At 74.9% G+C, this 22,538-nt stretch carries 17 protein-coding genes; 7 read left to right on the top strand and 10 right to left on the bottom strand.

Translation table 11 applies throughout. The annotated features are described in order from the left end of the window. Positions 1-5: 5 nt before the first annotated feature. The 3 genes from mshD to NXY84_RS04300 are packed head-to-tail and all read left to right on the top strand — an operon-like array spanning position 6 to position 4,512. A complete protein-coding gene (gene mshD, locus NXY84_RS04310) occupies positions 6-1,094 on the top strand; it encodes a mycothiol synthase (protein WP_309485055.1) in 1,089 nt (362 codons plus the stop codon). Further along, on the top strand, positions 1,091-3,526 hold the full coding sequence (locus NXY84_RS04305) for an RNA degradosome polyphosphate kinase (RefSeq protein WP_258725929.1): 2,436 nt from the start codon (positions 1,091-1,093) through the stop codon (positions 3,524-3,526). The genes mshD and NXY84_RS04305 overlap by 4 nt, the downstream gene beginning before the upstream one ends. Continuing rightward, positions 3,523-4,512: an NUDIX hydrolase gene (locus tag NXY84_RS04300; protein ID WP_258725928.1), complete on the top strand. Its 990-nt coding sequence runs from the start codon at positions 3,523-3,525 to the stop codon at positions 4,510-4,512. Before NXY84_RS04305 ends, NXY84_RS04300 begins: the two co-directional genes overlap by 4 nt. Positions 4,513-4,543: 31 nt before the next feature. On the opposite strand, the gene NXY84_RS04295 is transcribed toward NXY84_RS04300, so the two are convergent. The 4 genes from NXY84_RS04295 to NXY84_RS04280 form a co-directional block, all read right to left on the bottom strand. Next, positions 4,544-5,551: an inorganic phosphate transporter gene (locus NXY84_RS04295; protein ID WP_258725927.1), complete on the bottom strand. Its 1,008-nt coding sequence runs from the start codon at positions 5,549-5,551 to the stop codon at positions 4,544-4,546. A 5-nt stretch (positions 5,552-5,556) separates the two neighbouring features. Continuing rightward, positions 5,557-6,177 carry a DUF47 domain-containing protein gene (locus NXY84_RS04290; protein WP_258725926.1) on the bottom strand — a complete coding sequence of 207 codons (621 nt, stop codon included), beginning with the start codon at positions 6,175-6,177 and terminating at the stop codon, positions 5,557-5,559. A 385-nt stretch (positions 6,178-6,562) separates the two neighbouring features. Further along, a complete protein-coding gene (locus NXY84_RS04285) occupies positions 6,563-6,997 on the bottom strand; it encodes a PGPGW domain-containing protein (RefSeq protein ID WP_258725925.1) in 435 nt (144 codons plus the stop codon). Positions 6,998-7,020: 23 nt separating this feature from the next. After that, a complete protein-coding gene (locus NXY84_RS04280; protein ID WP_258727112.1) occupies positions 7,021-7,623 on the bottom strand; it encodes a hypothetical protein in 603 nt (200 codons plus the stop codon). Between the two features lie 146 nt (positions 7,624-7,769). Between NXY84_RS04280 and NXY84_RS04275 the strand changes: the two genes are divergently transcribed. Next, positions 7,770-9,242, top strand: coding sequence for a sugar porter family MFS transporter (locus NXY84_RS04275; RefSeq protein ID WP_258725924.1), 1,473 nt, complete (start codon positions 7,770-7,772; stop codon positions 9,240-9,242). Positions 9,243-9,374: 132 nt separating this feature from the next. On the opposite strand, the gene NXY84_RS04270 is transcribed toward NXY84_RS04275, so the two are convergent. From NXY84_RS04270 to NXY84_RS04260, 3 genes are all read right to left on the bottom strand, one after another. Then, positions 9,375-10,547 (bottom strand): methyl-accepting chemotaxis protein, encoded by a 1,173-nt coding sequence (locus tag NXY84_RS04270; protein ID WP_258725923.1) that lies wholly within the window; start codon positions 10,545-10,547, stop codon positions 9,375-9,377. Positions 10,548-10,654: 107 nt separating this feature from the next. Next, positions 10,655-12,289, bottom strand: coding sequence for an OmpA family protein (locus tag NXY84_RS04265; protein ID WP_258725922.1), 1,635 nt, complete (start codon positions 12,287-12,289; stop codon positions 10,655-10,657). Positions 12,290-12,380: 91 nt separating this feature from the next. Further along, positions 12,381-13,751, bottom strand: a complete 1,371-nt coding sequence (locus NXY84_RS04260) for a Gfo/Idh/MocA family protein (RefSeq protein WP_258727111.1) — start codon at positions 13,749-13,751, stop codon at positions 12,381-12,383. A 325-nt stretch (positions 13,752-14,076) separates the two neighbouring features. Here NXY84_RS04260 and NXY84_RS04255 point away from each other — a divergent pair, with 325 nt between their 5' ends. Together NXY84_RS04255 and NXY84_RS04250 are read left to right on the top strand one after the other, a co-directional pair. Next, positions 14,077-15,552 (top strand): alpha-N-arabinofuranosidase, encoded by a 1,476-nt coding sequence (locus NXY84_RS04255; protein WP_258727110.1) that lies wholly within the window; start codon positions 14,077-14,079, stop codon positions 15,550-15,552. Between the two features lie 131 nt (positions 15,553-15,683). After that, the gene (locus tag NXY84_RS04250) at positions 15,684-16,553 is read left to right on the top strand and encodes an amidohydrolase family protein (protein WP_258725921.1); all 870 of its coding nucleotides are present in this window, start codon (positions 15,684-15,686) and stop codon (positions 16,551-16,553) included. A gap of 116 nt (positions 16,554-16,669) precedes the next feature. Here the strand turns inward: NXY84_RS04250 and NXY84_RS04245 are convergent, their stop codons facing one another. Together NXY84_RS04245 and NXY84_RS04240 are read right to left on the bottom strand one after the other, a co-directional pair. Then, positions 16,670-19,357, bottom strand: a complete 2,688-nt coding sequence (locus tag NXY84_RS04245) for a glycoside hydrolase family 95 protein (RefSeq protein ID WP_258725920.1) — start codon at positions 19,355-19,357, stop codon at positions 16,670-16,672. Further along, complete coding sequence (locus tag NXY84_RS04240) at positions 19,354-20,400, bottom strand: aldo/keto reductase (RefSeq protein WP_258725919.1); 1,047 nt, start codon at positions 20,398-20,400, stop codon at positions 19,354-19,356. Before NXY84_RS04240 ends, NXY84_RS04245 begins: the two co-directional genes overlap by 4 nt. Before the next feature lie 274 nt (positions 20,401-20,674). Here NXY84_RS04240 and NXY84_RS04235 point away from each other — a divergent pair, with 274 nt between their 5' ends. After that, entirely contained in the window at positions 20,675-21,358 is a 684-nt protein-coding gene (locus NXY84_RS04235) for a GAF and ANTAR domain-containing protein (protein ID WP_258725918.1), read from the top strand. Between the two features lie 76 nt (positions 21,359-21,434). Here NXY84_RS04235 and NXY84_RS04230 read toward each other — a convergent pair whose 3' ends face one another. Next, a complete protein-coding gene (locus NXY84_RS04230; protein ID WP_258725917.1) occupies positions 21,435-22,475 on the bottom strand; it encodes a LacI family DNA-binding transcriptional regulator in 1,041 nt (346 codons plus the stop codon). Positions 22,476-22,538 lie beyond the last annotated feature (63 nt).

Below are 22,538 nucleotides of genomic sequence, written 5' to 3'. Positions count from 1 at the left end.
GTGGGATGAGCCGCATGGTGGCCCTCGACGTCGTGACCGGCCCGCTCGCCGAGGCGGTGGCCGCCGACGTGCGCCGGGTCGCCGAGGCGGCGCAGGCCGTCGACGGGGTCGCACCGCTGTCGGAGCAGCCGCTCCTGTGGCTCTCCGACGCCGCCGCCGACGTCCGCCACGTGCTCGCACGCGACGAGGCGGGATCGCTGCTCGGCTACGCGCAGGTCGACCTCGCGGCGACCCCGGACCCGACGGCCGAGCTCGTCGTCGCCCCGGACGCCCGCCGCCGCGGGACCGGGACCGCGCTGCTCGGCGGCGCCGGGTCGGTCGCCGCCGGGGACGCCCATGGCGCGCTCGCCGTCTGGGCGCACGGCGACCTCCCCGCGGCGCGTGCCCTGGCCGCGCGGCACGGGCTCGTGCCGGTGCGCGAGCTGTGGCAGATGCGCCTCGACCTCGCGCCCCCGGCACCGGAGGCGGCGGCTGACGGGCGGGTCCCAGCCGACGCCCCGACCGCGGCGCCCGGCCCCCGGCCCGCGCACCCCGAGCCCGCGCGCCCCCTGCCCGACGGCGTGCGCGTCCGCACGTTCGTCCCCGGGCAGGACGAGGACGCGTGGCTGCGCGTCAACGCGCGCGCATTCGCCGACCACCCCGAGCAGGGCCGGATGACCCTCGCCGACCTGCGCGCCCGCGAGGCCGAGCCGTGGTTCGACCCCGCGGGCCTGCTGCTCGCCGAGCGCGACGGCACGCTGCTCGCGTCCCTGTGGACCAAGGTGCACGCCCCCGACGCGACGAGCCCCGAGGCGGTCGGCGAGATCTACGCGCTCGGCGTCGACCCGGACGCGCAGGGCCTCGGCCTGGGGGGCGCGCTGACGGCCCTCGCGCTCGAGCACCTCGCCGGTCGCGGGCTGCGCTCGGTGATCCTGTACACCGAGCGCGAGAACATCGCCGCGGTGCGCACCTACACGCGCGCGGGCTTCGTGCGCAGCGCCGTCGACGTGCTGCTCGGGTCGCCCGAGCGTGCGCCGCTGCCCCCGGGCCCCACGGACCCGCCCACCCTGCCGGACACCCCCGGTTCACCTCCGAGTGGAACGATGGAACGATGACCGACGCCACGCCAGCACGCCGCACGCGCACGACCCGCTCGGCCCGCACGACGCGCGCCTCGTCCGCGGCCGCCGCGGTGGTCGAGACACCGGACGACGCCGTGACCCTCGCCGAGGCCACGCGCGCCGTGCCGCTCCCCCCGGCCGACCCGGCCGAGGCGCCGGTCGACCACGTCACGGGGCGTCCCGGGCCGCGCCCGCTGCCGCCCGAGCTCGCCGCGCACATCGCGGAGCACATCGCCGACGAGCCGGCCGCGGCGCACGCGGACTCCGCCGAGGACGAGCCGCTGCCCGAGGACCGGTTCCTCGACCGCGAGATCAGCTGGCTCGCGTTCAACCAGCGCGTGCTCGAGCTCGCCGAGGACCCCGAGCAGCCGCTGCTCGAGCGCGTCCGCTACCTCGCGATCTTCGCCTCGAACCTCGACGAGTTCTTCATGGTCCGCGTCGCCGGCCTCAAGCGGCGCATCGCGACGGGGCTCGCGGTGACCGCGGCGTCGGGCTTGAGCCCCCGCCAGGTGCTCGAGGCGATCAGCGTGCGCGCGCACGAGCTCATGGCCCGCCACGCCCGCTGCTTCACCGAGCAGGTCCAGCCCGCGCTCGCCGCCGAGGGCATCACGCTCGCCCGCTGGGACGAGCTCGGCGACGACGAGCAGGAGCGCCTGCACAAGTTCTTCCGCAAGCAGATCTTCCCGGTGCTCACGCCGCTCGCGGTCGACCCGGCGCACCCGTTCCCGTACATCTCGGGGCTCTCGCTCAACCTCGCCGTCGTGGTGCTCAACCCGCAGACCGGCAAGGAGCACTTCGCGCGCGTCAAGGTCCCGCCGCTGCTCCCCCGGTACATCGCCGTCGACGCACGGGGGCGCCCGAGCAACCAGGCCGCGGCCGTCGAGATGGGCCCGACGTCGTTCGTGCCGCTCGAGGACGTCATCTCCCAGCACCTCGACCACCTGTTCCCGGGCATGGAGGTCGTCGAGTACCACACCTTCCGCGTCACCCGGAACGAGGACGTCGAGGTCGAGGAGGACGACGCCGAGAACCTCCTCCAGGCGATGGAGAAGGAGCTGCTGCGCCGCCGCTTCGGCCCGCCGGTGCGCCTCGAGCTCGCCGACGGGATCTCCCCGCGCATCCGCGACCTGCTCGTGCGCGAGCTCGGGGTCGTCGACGAGGAGGTCTACGAGCTGCCCGCGCCGCTCGACCACACGGGCCTCAACCTCGTGGCGGACCTCGACCGCCCGGCGCTGCAGAACCCGCGCTTCGCGGGCTCGACGCACCGGTACCTCGCGGAGGTCGAGAGCGCGTCGGCGAGCGACGCGTTCGCCGCGATCCGCCGCCGCGACATCCTGCTGCACCACCCGTACGACTCGTTCTCGACGTCCGTGCAGACGTTCCTGCAGCAGGCCGCCGCCGACCCGCACGTGCTCGCGATCAAGCAGACCCTGTACCGGACGTCGGGCGACTCCCCGATCGTCGACGCGCTGATCGACGCGGCCGAGGCCGGCAAGCAGGTCCTCGCGCTCGTCGAGATCAAGGCCCGGTTCGACGAGCAGGCCAACATCTCGTGGGCCCGCAAGCTCGAGCAGGCCGGCGTGCACGTCGTCTACGGGATCGTCGGGCTCAAGACGCACTGCAAGCTGAGCCTCGTCGTGCGCCAGGAGCCCGACGGGCTGCGCCGCTACTGCCACATCGGCACCGGCAACTACAACCCGAAGACCGCGCGGCTCTACACCGACCTCGGGCTGCTCACGTGCGACCCGGACGTCGGCCAGGACCTCACGCGCCTGTTCAACCAGCTCTCGGGCTACGCGCCCAAGTCGCGCTTCCACCGGCTGCTCGTGGCGCCGCGCTCGGTGCGCTCGGGGCTCGTCGAGCGCATCGACCGCGAGGCCGCCGCCGCGCGTGCGGGCAAGCCGGCGTGGATCAAGATCAAGGTCAACTCGATGGTCGACGAGGCCGTGATCGACGCGCTGTACCGCGCGTCGCAGGCGGGCGTTCCCGTCGACCTCGTGGTGCGCGGGATCTGCGCGGTGCGCCCGGGTGTGCCAGGGCTCAGCGAGACGATCCGCGTGCGGTCGATCCTCGGGCGGTTCCTCGAGCACGCGCGGATCTTCGCGTTCGCGGCGTCCGACGGCATCCCGTCCTCACGGAGCTCGCAGCCGGACGAGGAGGGGCCCGAGGTGTTCATCGGCTCCGCCGACCTCATGCACCGCAACCTCGACCGGCGCGTCGAGGCGCTCGTCCGGCTCGCCGACCCGGACCAGACCGCGGAGCTCGTCAGCCTCCTCGACGAGTCGATGGACCAGGGCACGTCGAGCTGGCACCTCGGGGCCGACGGCACGTGGACGCGGCACCACACGGGCCCCGACGGCGCACCGCTGCTCGACCAGCAGACCGCGCTCATCCAGCGTCAGCGGCGCCGCCCGGGGAGCCGGTGAGCACGACGGCGAGGGACGCTCCGGAGACGGTCGTCGAGGCCGCGGGGGCCCTGGTGTGGCGCGTGCGCCAGGAGCGGCTCCAGCTCGCGCTCGTGCACCGTCCTCGTTACAAGGACTGGTCCTGGCCCAAGGGCAAGCTCGAGGGCGAGGAGACGCCGGCGGTCGCCGCGGTCCGCGAGGTCGCCGAGGAGACGGGGCACGACGTCGTGCTCGGGCGACGCCTGCCCGGGCTCGAGTACCGGATCTCCGACGGCCGCCTCAAGCGCGTGCACTACTGGGCGGCCCAGGTCGCCGGGCGGCCCGACGGCCCCGCGCTGCTGGCCCGCCCGCCGGTGCCGCGCGCGTCGCGCGACGAGATCGACGCCGTGCGCTGGGTCGACGCGGACGTGGCCCGCAAGAAGCTCACGCGCACGGAGGACCGCGAGCCGCTCGACGTGCTGCTCGCGGAGCACGCGAAGCAGCGGCTCGACACGCGGGTGCTCGTGGTGGCCCGGCACGGGCAGGCGCGCAAGCGCAGCAGCTGGCCCGGCGGCGAGGACGACCGGCCGCTCACGCGCACCGGTCAGGAGCAGGCCGAGCAGATGGTGCCCGTGCTCTCGGCGTTCGGCGTCACCGACCTGGTGACGAGCCACTGGGCCCGGTGCACGCAGACCCTCGCGCCGTACGCGGGCGCGACCCACCTGGTGCCGCGGCTCGTCCCCGAGCTCACCGAGTCACGCCACGAGGACTCCCCCGCGCGGGTCGCCGCGCTCGTCGGGACGCTGCTGGGCTCGCGGCGCGACGTCGTGGTGTGCACGCACCGCCCGGTGCTGCCGACGGTGCTCGACGTGCTCGCGCAGCACTCGCGCCGCGCGGTGGCCGACGCGCTGCCGCACGAGGACCCGTTCCTGCGGCCCGGCGAGATGCTCGTCGCGCACGTCGTCGACTCGCCGAAGGGCCCGCGGCTCGTCGCCACGGAGCGGCACACGCCCGTCCGGCACGACTGAGCCCGCGGGACGGCCGGCGGCCCGCCGGGCGTCAGTTGAGGATCGGGCTCAGGATCCAGAAGATGACCGCGGCCACGAGAGCGGCGGCCGGGATGGTCAGGACCCACGCGGCGCCGATGTTCTTCGCGACGCCCCAGCGCACGGCCGAGAGGCGCTTCGTCGCGCCGACGCCCATGATCGCCGACGTGATCGTGTGCGTCGTCGAGACCGGCGCGTGCAGCGCGAACGCGTTGACGTAGAGCACGATCGCCGCGACGGACTCGGCGACGAAGCCGCGCGCCGGGTCGAGCTCGATGATCTTGCGGCCCAGCGTGCGCATGATGCGCCAGCCGCCCGCGTACGTGCCCGCGGAGATCGCGGCGGCCGCCGAGAGCTTGACCCACAGCGGGATGCCGTCGTCGGGGCTGGCCCAGCCGACCGAGAGCAGCGCGAGGAAGATCACGCCCATCGTCTTCTGCGCGTCCTGCAGGCCGTGCCCCAGCGCCATCGCGGCGGCGGAGGCCGTCTGCGCGAGGCGGAACCGGCGGGTCGTCTTGGCGGGGGCGTTGTTCCGCACGACCCAGAGCACCGCGACCATGAGGAAGAACGCGAGACCGAAGCCGATGAGCGGCGAGAAGATCATCGGCAGGACGACCTTGCTGTAGATCGCCTCACCGTAGATCGGGAGCCCGGAGGCCAGGCCGGCGCCCACGAGGCCGCCGATCAGCGCGTGCGTCGACGACGACGGCAGCCCGAACCACCACGTGATGAGGTTCCACGTGATCGCGCCGACGAGAGCGCACAGCACCACCACGAGCGCGTAGTGCGACGACGGCGACTCGTCGAGGTTGACGATCTCCTTCGCGATCGTCTCGGCGACCTCGGTGCCCAGCAGCGCGCCGGCGAAGTTCATCACCGCGGCCATGATGAGCGCCGCGCGCGGCGTGAGCGCGCGCGTCGAGACCGAGGTCGCGATGGCGTTCGCCGCGTCGTGGAAGCCGTTGGTGTAGTCGAAGCCGAGTGCGAACGCGACGACGACGATGACGAGCGCAGTCTCCACCGAGCTCAGGACTCCTTGAGCGCGATGGTCTCGACCATGTTCGCGACACGCTCGAAGCCGTCGGCGGCGTCCTCGAGCTTCTCCACGACCTCCTTGAGCTTCATGAGCTGGATGGGGTCGGTGATCTCGTCGAACATCTGCGCGAGGAGCTTGCGGTGGACCTTGTCCGCCTGGTTCTCGAGACGGTTGATCTCGATCCAGTAGTCGGACAGGTTCTCCATCGAGCGCAGCCGCGGCATGGCCTCGGCGGTGAGCTCCGCGGCGCGCTGCAGCACCTGGACCTGGTCCGAGACCCGGGCCGGCAGACCGTCGAGCTTGTAGAGCACGATGAGGTCGGCGGCCTCCTCCATGAAGTCCATGCAGTCGTCCAGCGCCGACGCGAGGTTGTAGATGTCGTCGCGGTCGAACGGCGTCACGAACGTCTGGTTGAGCCGGCGCATGATCGTGTGGGTGGCCTCGTCCGCGAGGTGCTCGGCGTCGCTGATGCGCTTGCCGATCTCCTTGCGGGTCTGACGGTCGGCGCCCAGGAGCTCGCCGAGCAGGTTGGCGCCGGTGACCAGATGAGCCGCCGATGCTGCGAGGAGGTCGAAGAACGAGGTGTCGCGCGGGGTCAGGCGCAGGCGCACGGGAGGCTCCGGTGAAGGGGACGCATGTCGCAGACAGGCTAGGGCAACGCTCGGGTGAACACGCAACCCTGAGTCTGTACAGCACGCGACGTCGCGGTGGGGGGTGAGTGACGCCGGGCCGGGAGCGCCTGTCGGCGCGAAGGCCGCTCGAGGCGGCTTCAAGTGGAGCCCGGGGCTACCGCGACCCGGCGTCGGGACCAACTGTACGCCCGTCCTTCTGGCCGGTCGCTGTGACGAGACCCACGCCTCGCCGAGCACCGCGGGGCCACCCGCACGCCGCTGCCGGGACCGGCGGACCGCGGCGGACGGCGACGCGCGTCACCCGGATGCGGCGCGCCGGGCACCCGCACGGGTGACCGGCGCGCCCGGGACGGCCGGTGGCGGCTCACCGCTCGCGGCGGTGCAGCCACCTCCGGACCGGGACCCAGACCCGCGTCGCGAGCAGCCGGATCCGGACCACGAGCCGCCCGGCCCACGGGAACTCGGCCGCGAGCACCGCGACGCCCGCGAACATCACGAGCAGCCCCGGCCCGGGGAGCACGAGCATCGCCGCGCCCGCGAGCAGCAGGACCGTGCCCGTGACCACGACGAGCGGGACGCGCACCGGCCGTGGCAGGCGCGTGAGCCACGCCCGGACCGACCGGAGCGCACCCTCGTGCTCCGGCTCGGCCGCGCCGGGACCTCGCGCGTCGTCCGGCCCGGCACCACCCGGGAACGCGTCGTCCGGCCCGGCACCACGCGGGAACGCGTCGTCCGGCCCGGCAGCACGCGGGAACGCGCCGTCCGGTCCCGCGCCGTGACCCGGCGCGTCGTCGGGCACGCGGGGACGCACCTCGGGGCCGGTCACTCGAGCCGCTCCGCGCGCCACAGGCTCGCGGCGTGCTCGAGCTCCTCCGCGGTGCGCACGAGCGAGGACGCGCCGCGCGTCAGGCGGTGCGCCGCGTCCGAGTCCGTGACCTCGAGGTGGTCGGCGTCGAACGCGGCACCCGTCGCCAGCACCCGGCAGAACGCCGCCCCGCGCTCGAGCGCGACCGCGAGGTCGCCGGTGTACACGCCCGAGAGCACCGCGTCGGCGAGGTCGCGCAGGTCACCGGGCCCGGGCGGGCTCGCGACGCCGGCGACGACGTCGTGCACCGGGGCCGCCTCGACGCCCAGGCGGTAGCGCTCCGCGAGCGTCTGCGGGTCGCGGCGGACCCACTCGCGCAGCACGTACAGCCGCCACAGCGCGCCGGGCAGCGTCCCCGCGGGGCTGTCCGCCCACATCGCGGCGACGACGTCGAGGCCCTCGGCCTCCACGAGGCGCACGAGCCGCGCGACGAGCTCGGGGTCGTCGCCGGCGCTGCGGCCCTGGTGCACGATCGCGCCCGCCGTGGTGTGCGCGATCTCCGAGCGCAGGGCGGGGTCGATGTCGCCAGGGAGCTCGTCGGCCTGTCGGGGGTCGAGCATCGCCGGGCGTCGTGGACGCCTCGCCGCGCCGTCTGAGGTGGTCATCGTTAGATTGTCAGACAGGTCGATCCTGCAGCGCACGTCGTCAGCGAGGACGGTTCCCGCGCCGCCGACCGTGATCGGCCAGCAAGGGAAAGGGCGTCGCCATGTCGTCATCCGCTGCACGACCGTCGCAGGGCTCGGCGGGGGCGTCGGGCCGCCATCCGTCGCACGGCAAGGCCGTCGGCCTCGCGGTCGCCGCGGCCGTCGGCGGGTTCCTCTTCGGCTTCGACAGCTCGGTGATCAACGGCGCGGTCGAGGCGATCGAGGGCGAGTTCGCACTCAGCGCCGCCGTCACCGGCTTCGCCGTCGCCGTCGCGCTGCTCGGCTGCGCGCTCGGCGCGTGGGGCGCCGGGCGCCTCGCCGACCGGTGGGGCCGCACGAAGGTGATGCTGCTCGGCTCGATCCTGTTCTTCGTGTCGTCGATCGGGGCCGCGTTCGCCTTCTCGGTCTACGACCTCATCCTGTGGCGCGTCGTCGGCGGCCTCGGCATCGGCATCGCCTCCGTCATCGCCCCCGCGTACATCGCGGAGATCGCGCCGGCCGCGATGCGCGGGCGCCTGGGCTCGCTCCAGCAGCTCGCGATCACGATCGGCATCTTCGCGGCCCTGCTCTCGGACGCGGTGTTCGCCAACACCGCGGGCGGGGCCGCCGAGCCGTCGCTGTTCGGGCTCGACGCCTGGCGCTGGATGTTCCTCGTGGCCGTCGTGCCCGCCGCGGTCTACGGCGTCCTGGCCCTGCGCATCCCCGAGTCTCCGCGCTTCCTGGTCGCCGCGGGCCGCAGGGACGAGGCCGTCAAGGTGCTGCGCTCGGTCTCCGGGGCCGACGAGGACCCCGTCGAGCGCGTGCACCAGATCGAGCGGACCATCCAGGCGGACAAGGCGCTCGCGGAGCAGGCGAGCCTGCGCGGCCCCGTCCTCGGGCTCCTGCCGATCGTGTGGGTCGGCATCCTGCTGTCGGTGTTCCAGCAGTTCGTCGGGATCAACGTGATCTTCTACTACTCGGTCACGCTGTGGCAGGCCGTGGGCTTCGAGGAGTCCGACTCGTTCGTGGTGACCGTCGGCACGGCGGTGACGAACGTGCTCGTGACGTTCATCGCGATCGGGCTCGTCGACCGGGTCGGGCGCCGTCCGATCCTGCTGACCGGCTCCGCGGGCATGGCGGTCTCCCTCGGGCTCATGGCGCTCGCGTTCACGAACTCCACGGGGACCGGGGCCGACGTGCGGCTCGAGGAGCCGTGGGGCGTCGTCGCCCTCGTCGCGGCGAACGCGTTCGTCGTCTTCTTCGGGGCGTCGTGGGGCCCGATCGTGTGGGTGCTCCTCGGCGAGATGTTCCCGAACCGGATCCGCGCCGCAGCCCTCGGGGTCGCCGCCGCGTGCCAGTGGATCGCCAACTTCCTCATCACCGTCTCGTTCCCGCCGATGCTCGAGCGGTTCGGCGCGACCGGGCCCTACCTGATGTACGCGATCTTCGCGGCGCTGTCCTTCGTGTTCGTGCTCACCAAGGTCCCGGAGACCAAGGGCATCGCGCTCGAGGACATGGAGGGCGTGTCCCGCACGGGCCGGCGCATCGACACCTGACGCGCCCGCGGCGCCCGGCGCACCCGGGCACGACGACGCCCACCCGCCCCCGCTCACGGCAGGGGTCGGGCGGGCGTCGTCGTGCGTCGGGCTGCGTGCGGGTCTGCGCCCGATGCGCGTCCGGGGATCGCGTCAGGCCTTGAGCGTCGAGACCATCGCGAGCAGCTCGCCGGAGAGCTCGCGCATCTCGCGCGCCGCCGACTCGGTCGCCGCCGCACCGTCCTGGGCCTCGCGGGCCGCGGACCGCACCGACGAGATCGAGCTCGCGATGCGCTCGGAGCCCGCCGCTGCACCCGCGACCGCGCGGGACATGTGCGCGGTCGTCGCCGACTGCTCCTCGACCGCGGCGGAGATGCTCGCCTGGTACTCCGAGATCGTCTTGATGACGTCCGTGACGCTCGCGAGCTCGGTCGCCGCACGTCCCGTCTGGGACTGGATCGACCCGACCTGCGTGGTGATGGACTCGGTCGCGGTCGCCGTCTCGCGGGCGAGCTCCTTGACCTCGCTCGCGACGACCGCGAACCCCTTGCCGGCCTCGCCCGCACGCGCCGCCTCGATGGTCGCGTTGAGCGCGAGGAGGTTCGTCTGCTCGGCGATCGACGTGATGAGCTTGATGACCTGCCCGATCTCCGCGCTCGCGTCGCCGAGACGGCCCACCGTCTCCTGCGCCGCCGACGCCGCCCGCACCGCGTCGTCCGCGATGAGCGCGGCCTGGCCGGCGTTGTGCGAGATCTCGTTGATGGCCTGGCGCATCTGGTCGGCGCCCGCGGCCACCGTCTGGGCGTCCGCGGTCACGCCGCGCGCCGCCTCGTCGACGATGTCGAGCTGCGTCGCCGTCGTGCTCGCCGCGCCCGTCATCGAGCCGCTGACCCCCGCGAGCCGGTCGGCGGACTGGCGCAGCGCGCCCGCGCTGGTCCGGAGGCCGCGCACGGTCGTCGCCATCCAGTCGACGGTGCCGTTGAGCGCGCTGCCCATCTGGCCGAGCTCGTCGTTGCTCAGCGCCTCCAGGCGGGTCGTGAGGTCGCCCGAGTGGACGAGGCGCAGGAACTCACCGGTGCGCTTGAGCGGTGCGGTGACGCTGACCTGGGCCCACATCGCGAACGCGACGGCCGGGATCAGCACGAGCACCGGCACCCAGACGAGCCAGCCGAGCGACGCGAGAGTGACGGACGCGGCCTCGGTGTCACCGCCCGCGAGCTGCGCCGCCGCGCGGGAGGTCGCGCTGCGGGCCGCCACGCACACGACGACGAGGGCCACGAGGGGGACGAGCACGCCGAGGCGGGCTTTGGTCCGGTTGCTGATCACGCTTCTCCAGTCGTCACGGGTCGTCCTGCGTATCGGCCGGACGCGCCCGGACATGAGGTGATCTCCTCGGGCCCTCCCGCGGTCCTCCCCGCTCGGTCCGCCGGAGGTCAGGACCGGTCGACCGGGATGTCCGTCAGTCGGAAGCCACCACCGAGCACCTGCAGCATCACGGCCTCCGGCGTCCCGAGCTCGGGGAACACCACCGTGAACGTCGCGGTGTCGTCCGCGGCGATCTGCTGCTTGACGTCGACGTCGCACACGCAGCCCGCGCTCGCGAGCTCGCCCCGGTGCGTCTGGGCGTACTGCAGCGGTCGGATCGCCGTCCCGCCCTGGAGCAGCACCACGTTCGTCATGAGGTCGCCCGGAGTCGGACCGAAGTAGGCAGGCAGGCTCACCTGCTGGGTGCCCGGCGGGTACGGCGTCACCTCGAACGGCACCACGAGGTGCCCGTCGAGCAGGTAGGCCCTCGGTGCGCGCACGAGGTACTCGGGGTCCTCGGCGGAGTCGAGCAGGACGCCCTCCGCGCCGGTCCCGGTGCGCTTCGGCGCCGGCGGCAGGGGCCGCTCGTCGACGGCGAGCGCCTCGACGAGCCGCTCCGTCTCGAGGGTGAGCTCGACCCGGCGGTTCTGCTGGCGCCCCTCGGGCGAGTCGTTCGTCGCGACCGGCTGCCGCTCCCCCGCGCCCGACACGACGAGCGGGTACCCGGCCGGGTCGAGCAGCGTCCCCAGCACCGCGGCGACCGACGCCGCCCGCTGCTCCGAGAGCACCTGGTTGGACGCGTCGTCCGCGACCGAGTCGGTGTGCCCGACGACCTGGACCTGGCCGGCCCCGCGCTCGCGCAGCAGCACGACGGCGCGGTCGATCGCCACCCGCGCCTCGGGCGAGAGCTCGGCCGACTCGCTCGCGAAGAGCACGTCGCTGCCGAGCGCGACCGTCAGGCGCTCGACGTCCTCGTCCCGGCGCACGTCGGGCGTCTCCGTCTCGAACGTCGAGGTGGTCAGCGGGACGACGTCGGCGGCGACGACCGACCCGAGGTCGATGGGCTCCCGCTCGGGGCCTGTCGGCTCCGGGGTCGAGGTGCGCGAGGAGGTCGCGCTCGTCGTCGGGCTGCCGTCGGGGGCGTCCTGCTCGGAGGTCGCCGGCGCCTGCGGGCCGGGGACCTCGCCGTCGATCACCGGGACGTCGGGGACGACGCCCACGCCCGGCACGACGAGCGCGAGCTCGTCCGCCTCGGGTGCTGCGTACGCCAGCTGGATCCGGCGCGGGACGCCGAAGGGCAGCTCGTAGGCCCACTCGTTGCCGACGCCGACCGTGCGGGGCTCGTCGTCGACCGCGGGCAGGTACACCAGGTCGCGCTCGAGGTCCAGGAGCCGGAACCCCGTGCTGCCCTGGCGGTCCAGCGGCGCCTCCGACGCGTCCCAGAACACCGTGCCCGCGAACAGGCGGTCGTCGTCGCTCGCCTCCGCGTCCGACGGGGTCACCGCCGTCACGTCGAGCGTGAGCACCACGTGCTCGCCGCTGCGCACGAGCGGGTACACCGTCGTCTCCACCCGCGTGTACCCCGTCGCGCCCGAGCCAGTGGCCACCACCGTCTGCGGGGTCGGCCCGGTCGGCGTCGGGCTCGCGGACCCGGCGGCGTCCGGGTCGTCCGCGTCGGCCGTGCAGGCGGTCAGCGTGAGCGCCGTCGTGACGGCCAGGACGAGGGCGAGGCGCGCACGGCGGGTGCGGGCGGGACGGTGCACGGCAGGGCCTTCGGTCGGTGGGGCGGGAGCCCGCAGCATACGGAGCCCGGGCCTTCGACCTGGGCCGTCCGGGTGACCTGCGGTCCCGGGCTCAGGGCGCCGTCAGGTCCGCCCCCAGCCCGAGGTCGGCGACGCGCACCGGCTGCCCCGTCAGCATCGACTGGTTCGCGGCGATGCCCACCGAAACCGCCCGCACGCCGTCGAGGAAGCCCGCGGGACGCCCGAGCGGGTCGGCCGACGGGCCGCGGAAGACGTCGGCCAGCAGGATCGCGTCGCCTCCGCCGTGGCTGCCCTCGCCGACCGGGATGGGGTGCTCGACGGCGCGCTCCCAGTGCCGCTGCACCACGAGGCGCTCCCCCTCGGGCCGGACCGGGTCCACGGTGGCGCCGCCGGGGGTCGCGCTCGGGTCGAGCACCGCGTTCCCCTCGTCGTCCACCACGACCGCGCCGCGCTCGACGACCTCGAGCTCGGCTCGTCCGGCGGTCCCGTTCACCGTGACCCGGTACCCCTCCCAGGGGCTGTGCGCGTTGAGCGAGTACGTGAGCGTCGCGCCGCGGCGGTAGTCGACGAGGACCGCCATGTTGTCCTCGATCGTGATGCCGGGGGCGAAGACGTCCTGGTCGCGCACGTAGCCGTCGTGGTGCTCGGCGTCGAGGTAGAGGGCCCGCAGCCGGGCGTCCTTGGTCAGGTCGAGCGCGAACGGGTCGCCGGCGTTCCCCGTGCCCCGCGCGGGGCGCTCCCCGAGTCCCCGGACCTCGGCGTTCTTGTCGCCGTAGAACCGGAGCGCGCCCGACGCGTACACGCGCACCGGCACGTCCGAGAGCCACCAGTTGACCAGGTCGAAGTGGTGGCTGGACTTGTGCACGAGCAGCCCCCCGGAGTGCACCTTCTCGCGGTGCCACCGGCGGAAGTAGTCGGCGCCGTGCACGGTGTCGAGCGCCCACTCGAAGTGCACCGACGTGACCTCGCCGATCACGCCCGACGCGATGACCTCGCGCAGCGCGGAGTTGCGGGGCGAGTACCGGTAGTTGAACGTCATGACGACGTCGCGGCCGGTCCGTGCGATCGCGTCGGTGATGCGGCGGCAGCCGTTCGCGTCGATGGTGAGGGGCTTCTCGACGACCACGTCGGCGCCCGCGTCGAGCACGCGCGCGACGACGTCGGCGTGCGTGTGGTCGGGGCTCGTCACGACGACGGTGTCGACTCGCTGCTCGGCGACCATGCGCTCGAGGTCGTCGGGGGCGTAGCGCGGGAGCGTCGCGCCGACCCGCACGTCGTACCAGTCGGCCCGCGCCGGGTTCGGCTCGCACCACGCGACCAGCTCCGCGACGTCGGCGTGGTCACCCAGGACGGCGTCCACGTACATCTGCGCGCGGTGCCCGGTGCCCGCGACGGCGTAGCGGCGGCGCCGCGAGGGGGCGGTGCCGTGCTGCGCGGCCGCGGGCTGCAGGGCGGCCTGCATCGCGGGCTGCTCGCCGGCGGGGCGCGTCGTGGGCTGCGGGACGGTGGTCGGCACGTCGGTCACGCGGGTCTCCTCGGCGGCGCCGGACGTCGCTCCGGGGCGTCGTCGCACCCGGTGGGAAAGCGCGTTCCCGCCGCCTGATGATGGTAGCCCGGGATCGCGACGACGTCAGGCGTGCTGCTCGGGACCGCTGGGAGGGCGCGGTCGGAGCGCCCGCGCCCGACGACGAAGCCGGCCACCCCCGAGGAGCTCACCCGTGCCGGAGCGTCAGAGCGTCGACGTCGTGCTCCACCCCGACTTCCGGGTCGGCGCCGTCGACCGCCGCATGTTCGGGTCGTTCGTCGAGCACGTCGGCCGCGCGGTCTACACCGGCCTCTACGAGCCGGGGCACGCGACGGCCGACGAGCACGGATTCCGGCGCGACGTCGCGGACCTCACGCGCGAGCTCGGGGTGACGACGGTGCGCTACCCCGGCGGCAACTTCGTCTCGAACTACGTCTGGGAGGACGGCGTCGGCCCGCGCGAGGAGCGTGAGCCGTTCATCGACCTCGCGTGGCGCACGATCGAGCCCAACGAGATCGGCACGGACGAGTTCCTGCAGTGGGCCGAGCGCGAGGGCATCGAGCCGATGATGGCCGTCAACCTCGGCACGCGCGGGGTCGCCGCCGCGGCCGCGCTCGTCGAGTACTGCAACGGCGAGGCCGGCTCGAGGTGGGCGGACCTACGCATCGCGAACGGTCGCGAGAAGCCCTACGGCGTGCGCCTGTGGTGCCTGGGCAACGAGATGGACGGCCCCTGGCAGATCGGCCACAAGGACGCGCACGAGTACGGGAAGCTCGCGGCCGAGGCCGGCAAGGCGATGAAGCTCGTCGACCCGAGCATCGAGCTCGTCGCGTGCGGCTCGTCCTCGATGCAGATGACGACGTTCGCCTCGTGGGAGCGGACCGTCCTGTCGTACACGTACGACATCGTCGACCACCTGTCGATGCACGCCTACTACGAGGACCGCGACGGCGACCGGGCGAGCTTCCTCGGCTCCGGCACCGCGATGGACCGCTTCATCCGCCGCGTCGTCTCGACCGCCGACGCCGTGGGGGCCCAGCGCCGCTCGGACAAGCAGATCAGCATCTCGTTCGACGAGTGGAACGTGTGGTACCTCGAGTCGCGGTTCGCCGGCGGCGAGAACCTCCCGCTGCAGCGCGACGCCCCGCGGGTCATCGAGGACGTCTACTCGGCGCTCGACGGCGTCGTGGTCGGCGACCTGCTCGTGACGCTCGTGCACCACGCCGACCGCGTGCCGATCGCGTGCCTCGCCCAGATGGTCAACGCGATCGCGCCGATCATGACCGAGCCGGACGGCCCCGCGTGGCGGCAGCCGACGTTCCACCCCTTCGCCGAGACGGCCCGCCTCGCGCGCGGCGTCGCGCTCGACCTGCGCGTCCAGGCGCCGTCCGTCCGGACCGCGCTGCACGGGGCGGTCCCGCTCGTGACCGCCGCGGCGACGTGGGACGACGTGGACGGCACGGACGCCGCCCTCGCGCTGTTCCTCGTCAACCGGTCCGCCGAGCCCGTGGACGTCCGGTTGACCCACCCCGGCGTGCGCGTCGAGCTGACCGGCGGCGTGCAGCTGCTCGCGGACCACGAGCCCGCGGTCGAGGGCCCGGAGCACGCGGCGAAGGTCGCGGCCGCCTGCCTGTCGACGCTCGGCGCCCCGCCCGCGGGCACCGGGGACGGCTCGACCACCGTCACGCTCGCGCCCGAGTCGTGGACGGCTCTGCACGGGACGGGCAGTCGTATCTGACTCAGGTCACAATCTTCGTGACAGGGGCATGACCCAGGCATTGATCAGACCCCTTACACCCTTTGGTGAGGGTTCGATGAGGTTATCCAGGAAACCTGGGAGAAAGCGCGTCCGAATGCTACGTTCGCGTCATGCCCCCTGCCGACACCGTGGTCGACGCCCATGTGCACGTCTGGAATCCCGAGGCCGTGCACTACCCCTGGCTCACCCACGACCTGACGTCGATCGACCGGGTCTTCACGGTCGGTGACGCGGCGCCGGAGCTGCGCGAGCAGGGCGTCGGCCACGTCGTGCTGGTCCAGGCGGCGGACAACCGCGCCGACAGCGAGAACATGCTCAACCAGGCCCTGGGCAACCCCGAGGTCGCGGGCGTCGTCGCCTGGGTCCCGCTCGTCTCCCCGGACGACACCGCCGCGCAGCTCGACGCGTGGCGCAGCGAGCCCGTGGTCGGGGTCCGGCACATGGTGCACCTCGAGACGGACCCGAGCTGGCTGCTGCGCGACGACGTGGGCAAGAGCCTGGGCCTGCTCGCGGACCGGCGCATGACGTTCGACGTGAGCGCCGAGACGCCGACGCTGCTCGCGCACGTCACGATGCTCGCCGAGCGTCACCCCGACCTCACGATCGTGCTCGACCACCTCGCGAAGCCGCCGATCGCCGCGCTGCGCTCGGGCCACCGGGCGGTCTGGGACCTCTGGGCGGGCATGATCGCCGAGATCGCGCAGGCGCCGAACGTCGTCGCGAAGGTCTCGGGGCTGAACACCGCGGCCGGGCCGGGCTGGACGGTCGACGACCTGCGGCCCGCCGTCGACCACGCGCTCGAGGTCTTCGGACCGCGCCGGCTCATGATCGGCAGCGACTGGCCGCTCGCGCTGCTCGCGGCGAGCTCGTACACCGAGGTGTGGACCGCGACGCGCGACACGCTCGGCGGGCTCGACGAGGCGGAGCGCGCCGAAGTGCTGGGCGGGACGGCGACCCGGGTCTACGGGCTGGCGGTCTGACCGCTGGACGGGCCGTCACAGGCGGCTGTGACACCGCGGGTGCGACGACCGGGGAAACCGCGCCGCGCCGTGCCGGACCGGGCGGCCCCGGACGCGGGACGACGAGCGTCGACCTCTCAGACCGCGGCGAGCCCCGCGCCGAGCCGGGCCGGCACCCCAGCGGCGAGGTGCAGCGTGACGCGCGGCCCCTCCCCTGCACCCTCGCGCACGACGACCGTGGTCGCCCGGTCCGCGACGAGCTCCGCCCCGGAGACCCGGCCGGCCGACCAGCGGATCCCGACCGTGATGCCGCCGCGCACCCGAAGCCCGCGCACCTCGCCCTCGGCCCACGCGGCCGGCAGCGCAGGCAGCAGGTGCACCTCGCGGACGGCCCCGTCCGCGCCCGCGACGGCCCGGTGCCCCTGCACGAGCGTCTCGACGACCCCCGCGGTGAAGCCGAGGTTCCCGTCGACCTGGAAGGGCGGGTGCGCGCAGAACAGGTTCCGGTAGACCCCGCCTCCCGCGCCGGAGCGCGGGCCCGACCGGCCCAGCAGGTCGAGGTCGACCGGGGTGAGGAACGACCGCACCGACGCCTCGACGCCGGCGACGTCGCGCAGCCGGGCGCGCAGGTTGAGCCGCCACGCGAGCGACCAGCCCGTCGACTCCGGCCCGCGCGCGTCGAGGCTCGCGACCGCGGCGGCCGCCAGCGCGGGCGCCTGGTCGGGGTCGATCGACGTGCCCGGGTGCACGCGGTAGAGGTGGGACTGGTGGCGGTGCGTCGGCTCGGCGTCGGGCACGTCGGTCAGCCACTCGGCCAGCCGGCCGTCGGCGCCCACGCGCTCCGCGGGCAGCCGGCGCAGGACGTCACCGATGCGGGCCTCGAGGTCGTCGCCAGACCCGTCGCCGCCGGACCCGTCGCCGCCGGGCAAGCCGTCGCTGGGCCCGTCACGCAGGGCCGCGCGCGCGTCGAGGGTGCGCTCCAGCAGGTCCCGGACCATCGCGAGGTCGGACGTCGTCGAGGTCGAGACGGCGGCGGGCAGCCCGTCGGCCGCGACGTACTTGTTCTCCGGGCTCGTGGCCGGCGCGGTGCCGAGCGTGCCGTCGGGCAGCGCGACGAGCCAGTCGAGCACGAACAGCGCGGCACCGTGCAGGACCGGCCAGGCGCGCGCGAGGAACGCGGCGTCGCCCGTGTACTCGTAGTGGTCCCACAGGTGGCGCGAGAGCCAGGCACCGGCGAGGGGCCACGCCGTCCAGCACGGGTCGCCCTCGCCCTCGCCCGCCGGGAGCGAGAAGCCCCACACGTCGGAGTTGTGGTGCGCCGCCCACCCGCGCGCCCCGTAGAGCTCGTGCGCGGTGCGCGTGCCCGACGCCGCGAGCGCCCCGAGCCAGGTGAGCAGGGGCTCGTGGCACTCGGCGAGGTTGGCGCCGAGCGCGGGCCAGTAGTTCATCTCGGTGTTGATGTTGAGCGTGTAGTTGCCGGACCACGGCGGCTGCACGTGCTCGTTCCACACACCCTGGAGGCCCATCGGCTGCGTGCCGGGCCGTGAGCCGGCGGCCAGGAGGTAGCGGCCGTACTGGAACGCGAGCGCCGCGAGGCCGGGGTCGGGGGCTCCGGCGGCGTGCCGCGCGAGGCGCACGTCCGTCGGCTCCGACCGCAGCGGCGGGACCAGGACCGGGGCCGGCCGGGGTGCCGCGCCGACGGCGTGCGGGGCGCCGCCCGAGGGGACCGGCCGCGAGGTCCGGTGGGAGGGGTCCGGCAGAGGGGCGTCCGCCGGGCCGCCCAGCTCGAGGACGACGCGGTCCAGCAGCGCGCGGTGCTCGGCGACGTGCTCCGCGCGCAGGCGCTCGTGCCCCACCGCCACCGCCGCGTCGAGCCGCGCCTCGACCGCCGCCCGGAGCCGCTCCACGTCGCCGTGGGGCACGACGCCCGGCCCACCGAAGTCCGTCTCGGTCGCCAGCAGCACGACGAGCTCGCGCGCCCCCCGGACCGCGAGCTGCTCGTCGCCGGCCACCACGTCGCCGTCGCTCAGGACGCGCAGACCCACGACCGCGGTCACGGCGCTCCCCGGGGCGGCGCTCCGCTCGACCGGCTCCGGGACGTCCTCGTGCGGCGGCCACACGTGCGACGGCATCCGCGCGGCCGCGGCCCAGCCGGCGCCACGCACCCCGTCGCCGTCCGGCTCCACGGTCGAGGTGCGCACGCCGTCGAGCGGGTGGGCCGAGGTGACGCTCAGCACGAGGTCCACGCGCGGGCCCTCGACGACGCGACGCAGCACGAGCACGCCCGCGGGTGCGCTGACGAAGACCTCCTGCGCCGACGGGACGCCGCCGGACGTCCAGGCGTGACCGGCGACGGCGTCGCGCAGGTCGAGCCAGCGCGCGTACGACGTGCCGGAGCCGACGGCGGCGCCTCCCCCGTCCACCCCGGCCCGCTCGTGCACCCCGGCCCGCCCGTCCGCCTCCGCGCGCCCGTCCGTCCCGGGGAGCTGCTCGACCCACAGGTCGACGAGCGGCTGGTACGCCTGCGAGTGGCCGTGCTGCAGCCGCTGGACGTGGCGCTCGGCGGCGCGCACGTCACCACGCGCCAGCGCCTCGCGGGCCTCGGCCACGACCTGCGGGCCCTCGCCGCGGGCGATCCGCGGGATCCCGGCGTTCGTCGCGGGCGAGCCGGACCAGCACGTGTCGTCGTTGACCTGGATGCGGTCGCGCAGCGGTCCGCCGAAGCACATGGCACCGATCCGCCCGTTGCCGAGCGGCAGCGCGTCGGTCCACGCCGCCGCGGGGGCCGCGTAGTGCAGGGTCAGGTCGCCGGCCGTGACGCTCACGCGGGCGTCGGGGCGGACGGGTCGAGCAGGCCGGCCTCGCGCAGCTCGGACCACACGTCGGCGGGGACGTGCGTGCGGAACCGGTCGACGGCGTCGTCGACCTGCGCGGCCGTGCGCGCCCCGACCACGACGGACACGACCGCGGGGTGCGCGGCCGGGAACGCGAGCGCCGCGTCGGGCAGCGTCACGCCGTGCCGCTCGCACACGTCGGCGATCGCGTGGGCACGCTCGATCAGCACGGCGTCCGCGGGCGCGTAGTTGTGGTGGGCCCCCGGTGCGGGGCGGGGTCGGGCGAGGATGCCGGAGTTGTACGGCGCGGCGGCCACGACCGCGACGCTGCGCTCGACCGCGAGCGGCAGCAGGTCGGCCAGGGCGCCCTGCTCGAGCAGCGTGTAGCGGCCCGCGAGCATGACGACGTCGACGTCGGTCTCGCGGACGAACCGCGCGAGCATCGCCGACTGGTTCATCCCCGCGCCGACCGCCCCGAGCACGCCCTCGTCGCGCAGCTCGACGAGCGCGGGCAGCGCGGTCGCGACGGCCTCGTCGCCGAAGTCGTCCGGGTCGTGCAGGTAGGCGATGTCGATCCGGTCGAGGCCGGTGCGCTCGAGGCTCTCCTCGATCGAGCGCCGGATGCCGTCGCGCGTGAGGTCCCACTCGCGGCGGGTGTCCGCCGGGACGTCGAAGCCCTCGTGGTCGCGCAGGTGCGCGCGCTCGGGGCTCGGCACGAGCCGGCGCCCGACCTTGGTGGAGACCGTGCACTCCTCGCGCGGGTACGCCGCGAGCAGCGCACCGAGGCGCCGCTCGGACAGCCCGAGGCCGTACGACGGGGCGGTGTCGAGGTAGCGGATGCCCCGCTCCCAGGCGCGCGCGACGGCGCCGTGCGCCTCCTCGTCGGTCGTGACGCGCCCGAGGTTGCCGAGCTGCGCGGTCCCGAGGCCCAGGCCCGTCACGACCGTCCCGGACTTCGGCACGACGTGCCTGGTCAGCGCCTCGCGGCGGTCCTCGGCCCGCCCGTCGCTCGTACCTGCGCCCGTTGCCGCCATGGGGTCCTCCTGCGCGTCGTCGCTGCTCGGCGACCGCCGCGGCCGTCGTGCACCGACGGGCCCCGGCGGGCTGCCGCGACCCTACCAACGGCGTCGCGGAGCGAGCAGCCCGGGACGAGCGCCGGCGCCCGAGCAGGCCGGGAGCGCGGGCTTCGTGCGCCCCGGGCGCGGGTGGACCGTCACCGGAGCGCATGCGCGTCACCGAGGTCGTCAGGCATCCTGGGAGGCGTGCCCCCGGAACGACGGGCGCCCCTCCGTGCACGCCGGGAGAGCCGTGGAACCCGTACCCGAGACCGCGCAGGCCCTCCGGTCCCTCAACGAGACCAGCGAGCGCGACCTCGCGTCGATGATCGACATCCTCGCGGACCGCGTCGTCGCCATCGTGCCCAGCTGCGTGGGCCTGAGCATCAGCCTCGTCGACAGCGGGCTGACGTTCACGCTCGTGGCGACCTCCGAGGTGGTCGCGGCGCTCGACGCGGTCCAGTACGTCGCGACCGGCCCCTGCGTGGAGAGCGCCGCGAGCAGGGACGAGATCCAGCTCGACGACGTGCTCGACGAGCGGCGCTGGCAGCACTTCGCACGGGCCGCCGCCGCGCAGGGCGTCCGCAGCACGCTGTCGCTGCCGCTCGTCACGCGCGGGGAGATCGCCGGCGCCGTCAACCTGTACGCGGCCGACCCCCGGGCGTTCGTCGGCATGGAGGCCGAGCTGCGGCAGGTCGTCGGCGGGGGCCGGGACCTGGGCGTGTCCAACGCGGACCTACCGTTCCGGACCCGGGACGTCGCGCGGGCCGCGACCCGCACCCTCGACGAGCTCGACGTCGTGGAGCAGGCCGTCGGCTTCGTCATGGCGGAGCAGCGCATCGGGGCGGACGAGGCGCGGCGCCGGCTCACGGACGCGGCGGAGCGGGCCGGCGTGGACGTCCCGAGCGCCGCACGGGCGCTGATGGCCCGCCGCTGACGCGCCCCGTCCGGCCCCGCGCACGCGGTGCGCCCGCGCCCCGCACGCCGGCGACCGCGCCGCGCTCGACCCCGGCTCAGGACGAGGCGCGGACCTGCAGCGTCGCCTCGAAGATCGACCCGGTCACGCGGCGCTCGGGCGCGTCGATCTGCGCGAGCAGGATCGCGACCATCTCCGCGGTCATCTCCTCGATGGGCTGGCGCACGCTCGTGAGCGCCGGTCGGGCGACGGGGGCGAGCGCGCTGTCGTCGAACCCCACGACCGACACGTCGTGCGGCACCCGGCGGCCCGCGTCCTCGAGCACGTCGACCGCGCCGAGCGCCATGAGGTCGTTCGCGGCGAACACCCCGTCGAGCTCGGGCCCGCGGGCCAGCAGCGAGCGCATCGCCTCCGCGCCGCTCACGAACGAGAAGCCGCCGGGGGCCGTGACGACGGGCAGGCCGTGGCGGGCGGCCACGTCGCGGAAGCCGGCGAGGCGCTCCTGCGCCGACGGGACGTCCGGCGGACCCTCGATCACGGCGAGGCGGTGCCGCCCCCGGGCGACGAGGTGCTCGGCCGCGAGCGCGCCGCCCTCCCTGTTCCCCACGTCGACGAAGCTGACGGGGAGCGGCGCGGCGGGGTGCGCGAAGATCACGGACGGCACGCCGGCGTCGACCAGCAGCGGCGCGAGCGGGTCGTCGGGCCGCGTCGAGACGAGCAGCGCCCCGTCGGCGTGGCCCTGCTGCAGGTGCGCGAGCACCCGCGCCCGGTCGGCGTCCGTCTCGGCGAGCATGAGGACCGGGTCGACGTCGCGGGGCCGCAGCGCGCGCAGGATCCCGCCGACCGCGCGGCCGACGAACGGGTCGTGGAAGTCGACCTCGTCCGGGGGGCCGTGGGGCGAGGCGGCGCCCCCGACCGCGACGACGACGAGCCCGGAGCGCCGGGTCACGAGCGAGCGCGCGGCCCGGTTGGGGACGTAGCCGGTGCGGGCGATCGCCTCGCGCACGAGCTCCTGGAGGTGCTCGGCGACGTCCTGGCGGCCGTTGACCACGCGGGAGACGGTGGCCCGGGAGACGCCGGCGACACGGGCGACGTCCTCGAGCGTCGGGCGCGCGGCGGACGTGGCGGGGTCGGCCATGCCGGGGACGCTAGCACGCAGCAGAGAACGCTCTCCGAGGGCGACGCGAGCGGCGCGGCGGCG

This window comes from Cellulomonas sp. NS3 (genome assembly GCF_024757985.1).
Lineage (GTDB): Bacteria > Actinomycetota > Actinomycetes > Actinomycetales > Cellulomonadaceae > Cellulomonas_A.
The sequence above is the reverse complement of the archived record's forward strand: the minus strand, read 5'-3'. Positions and strand labels throughout refer to the sequence as shown.

What these genes read in the sequence shown, in the direction of transcription:
- NXY84_RS04230 (WP_258725917.1), bottom strand. Translation starts at nt 22,475, where the DNA reads ATGGCCGACCCCGCCACGTCCGCCGCGCGCCCGACGCTCGAGGACGTC.
- NXY84_RS04255 (WP_258727110.1), top strand. Translation starts at nt 14,077, where the DNA reads ATGTTCGGGTCGTTCGTCGAGCACGTCGGCCGCGCGGTCTACACCGGC.
- NXY84_RS04280 (WP_258727112.1), bottom strand. Translation starts at nt 7,623, where the DNA reads ATGCTCGACCCCCGACAGGCCGACGAGCTCCCTGGCGACATCGACCCC.
- NXY84_RS04275 (WP_258725924.1), top strand. Translation starts at nt 7,770, where the DNA reads ATGTCGTCATCCGCTGCACGACCGTCGCAGGGCTCGGCGGGGGCGTCG.
- NXY84_RS04305 (WP_258725929.1), top strand. Translation starts at nt 1,091, where the DNA reads ATGACCGACGCCACGCCAGCACGCCGCACGCGCACGACCCGCTCGGCC.
- NXY84_RS04240 (WP_258725919.1), bottom strand. Translation starts at nt 20,400, where the DNA reads ATGGCGGCAACGGGCGCAGGTACGAGCGACGGGCGGGCCGAGGACCGC.
- mshD (WP_309485055.1), top strand. Translation starts at nt 6, where the DNA reads ATGAGCCGCATGGTGGCCCTCGACGTCGTGACCGGCCCGCTCGCCGAG.
- NXY84_RS04260 (WP_258727111.1), bottom strand. Translation starts at nt 13,751, where the DNA reads ATGCAGGCCGCCCTGCAGCCCGCGGCCGCGCAGCACGGCACCGCCCCC.
- NXY84_RS04250 (WP_258725921.1), top strand. Translation starts at nt 15,684, where the DNA reads ATGCCCCCTGCCGACACCGTGGTCGACGCCCATGTGCACGTCTGGAAT.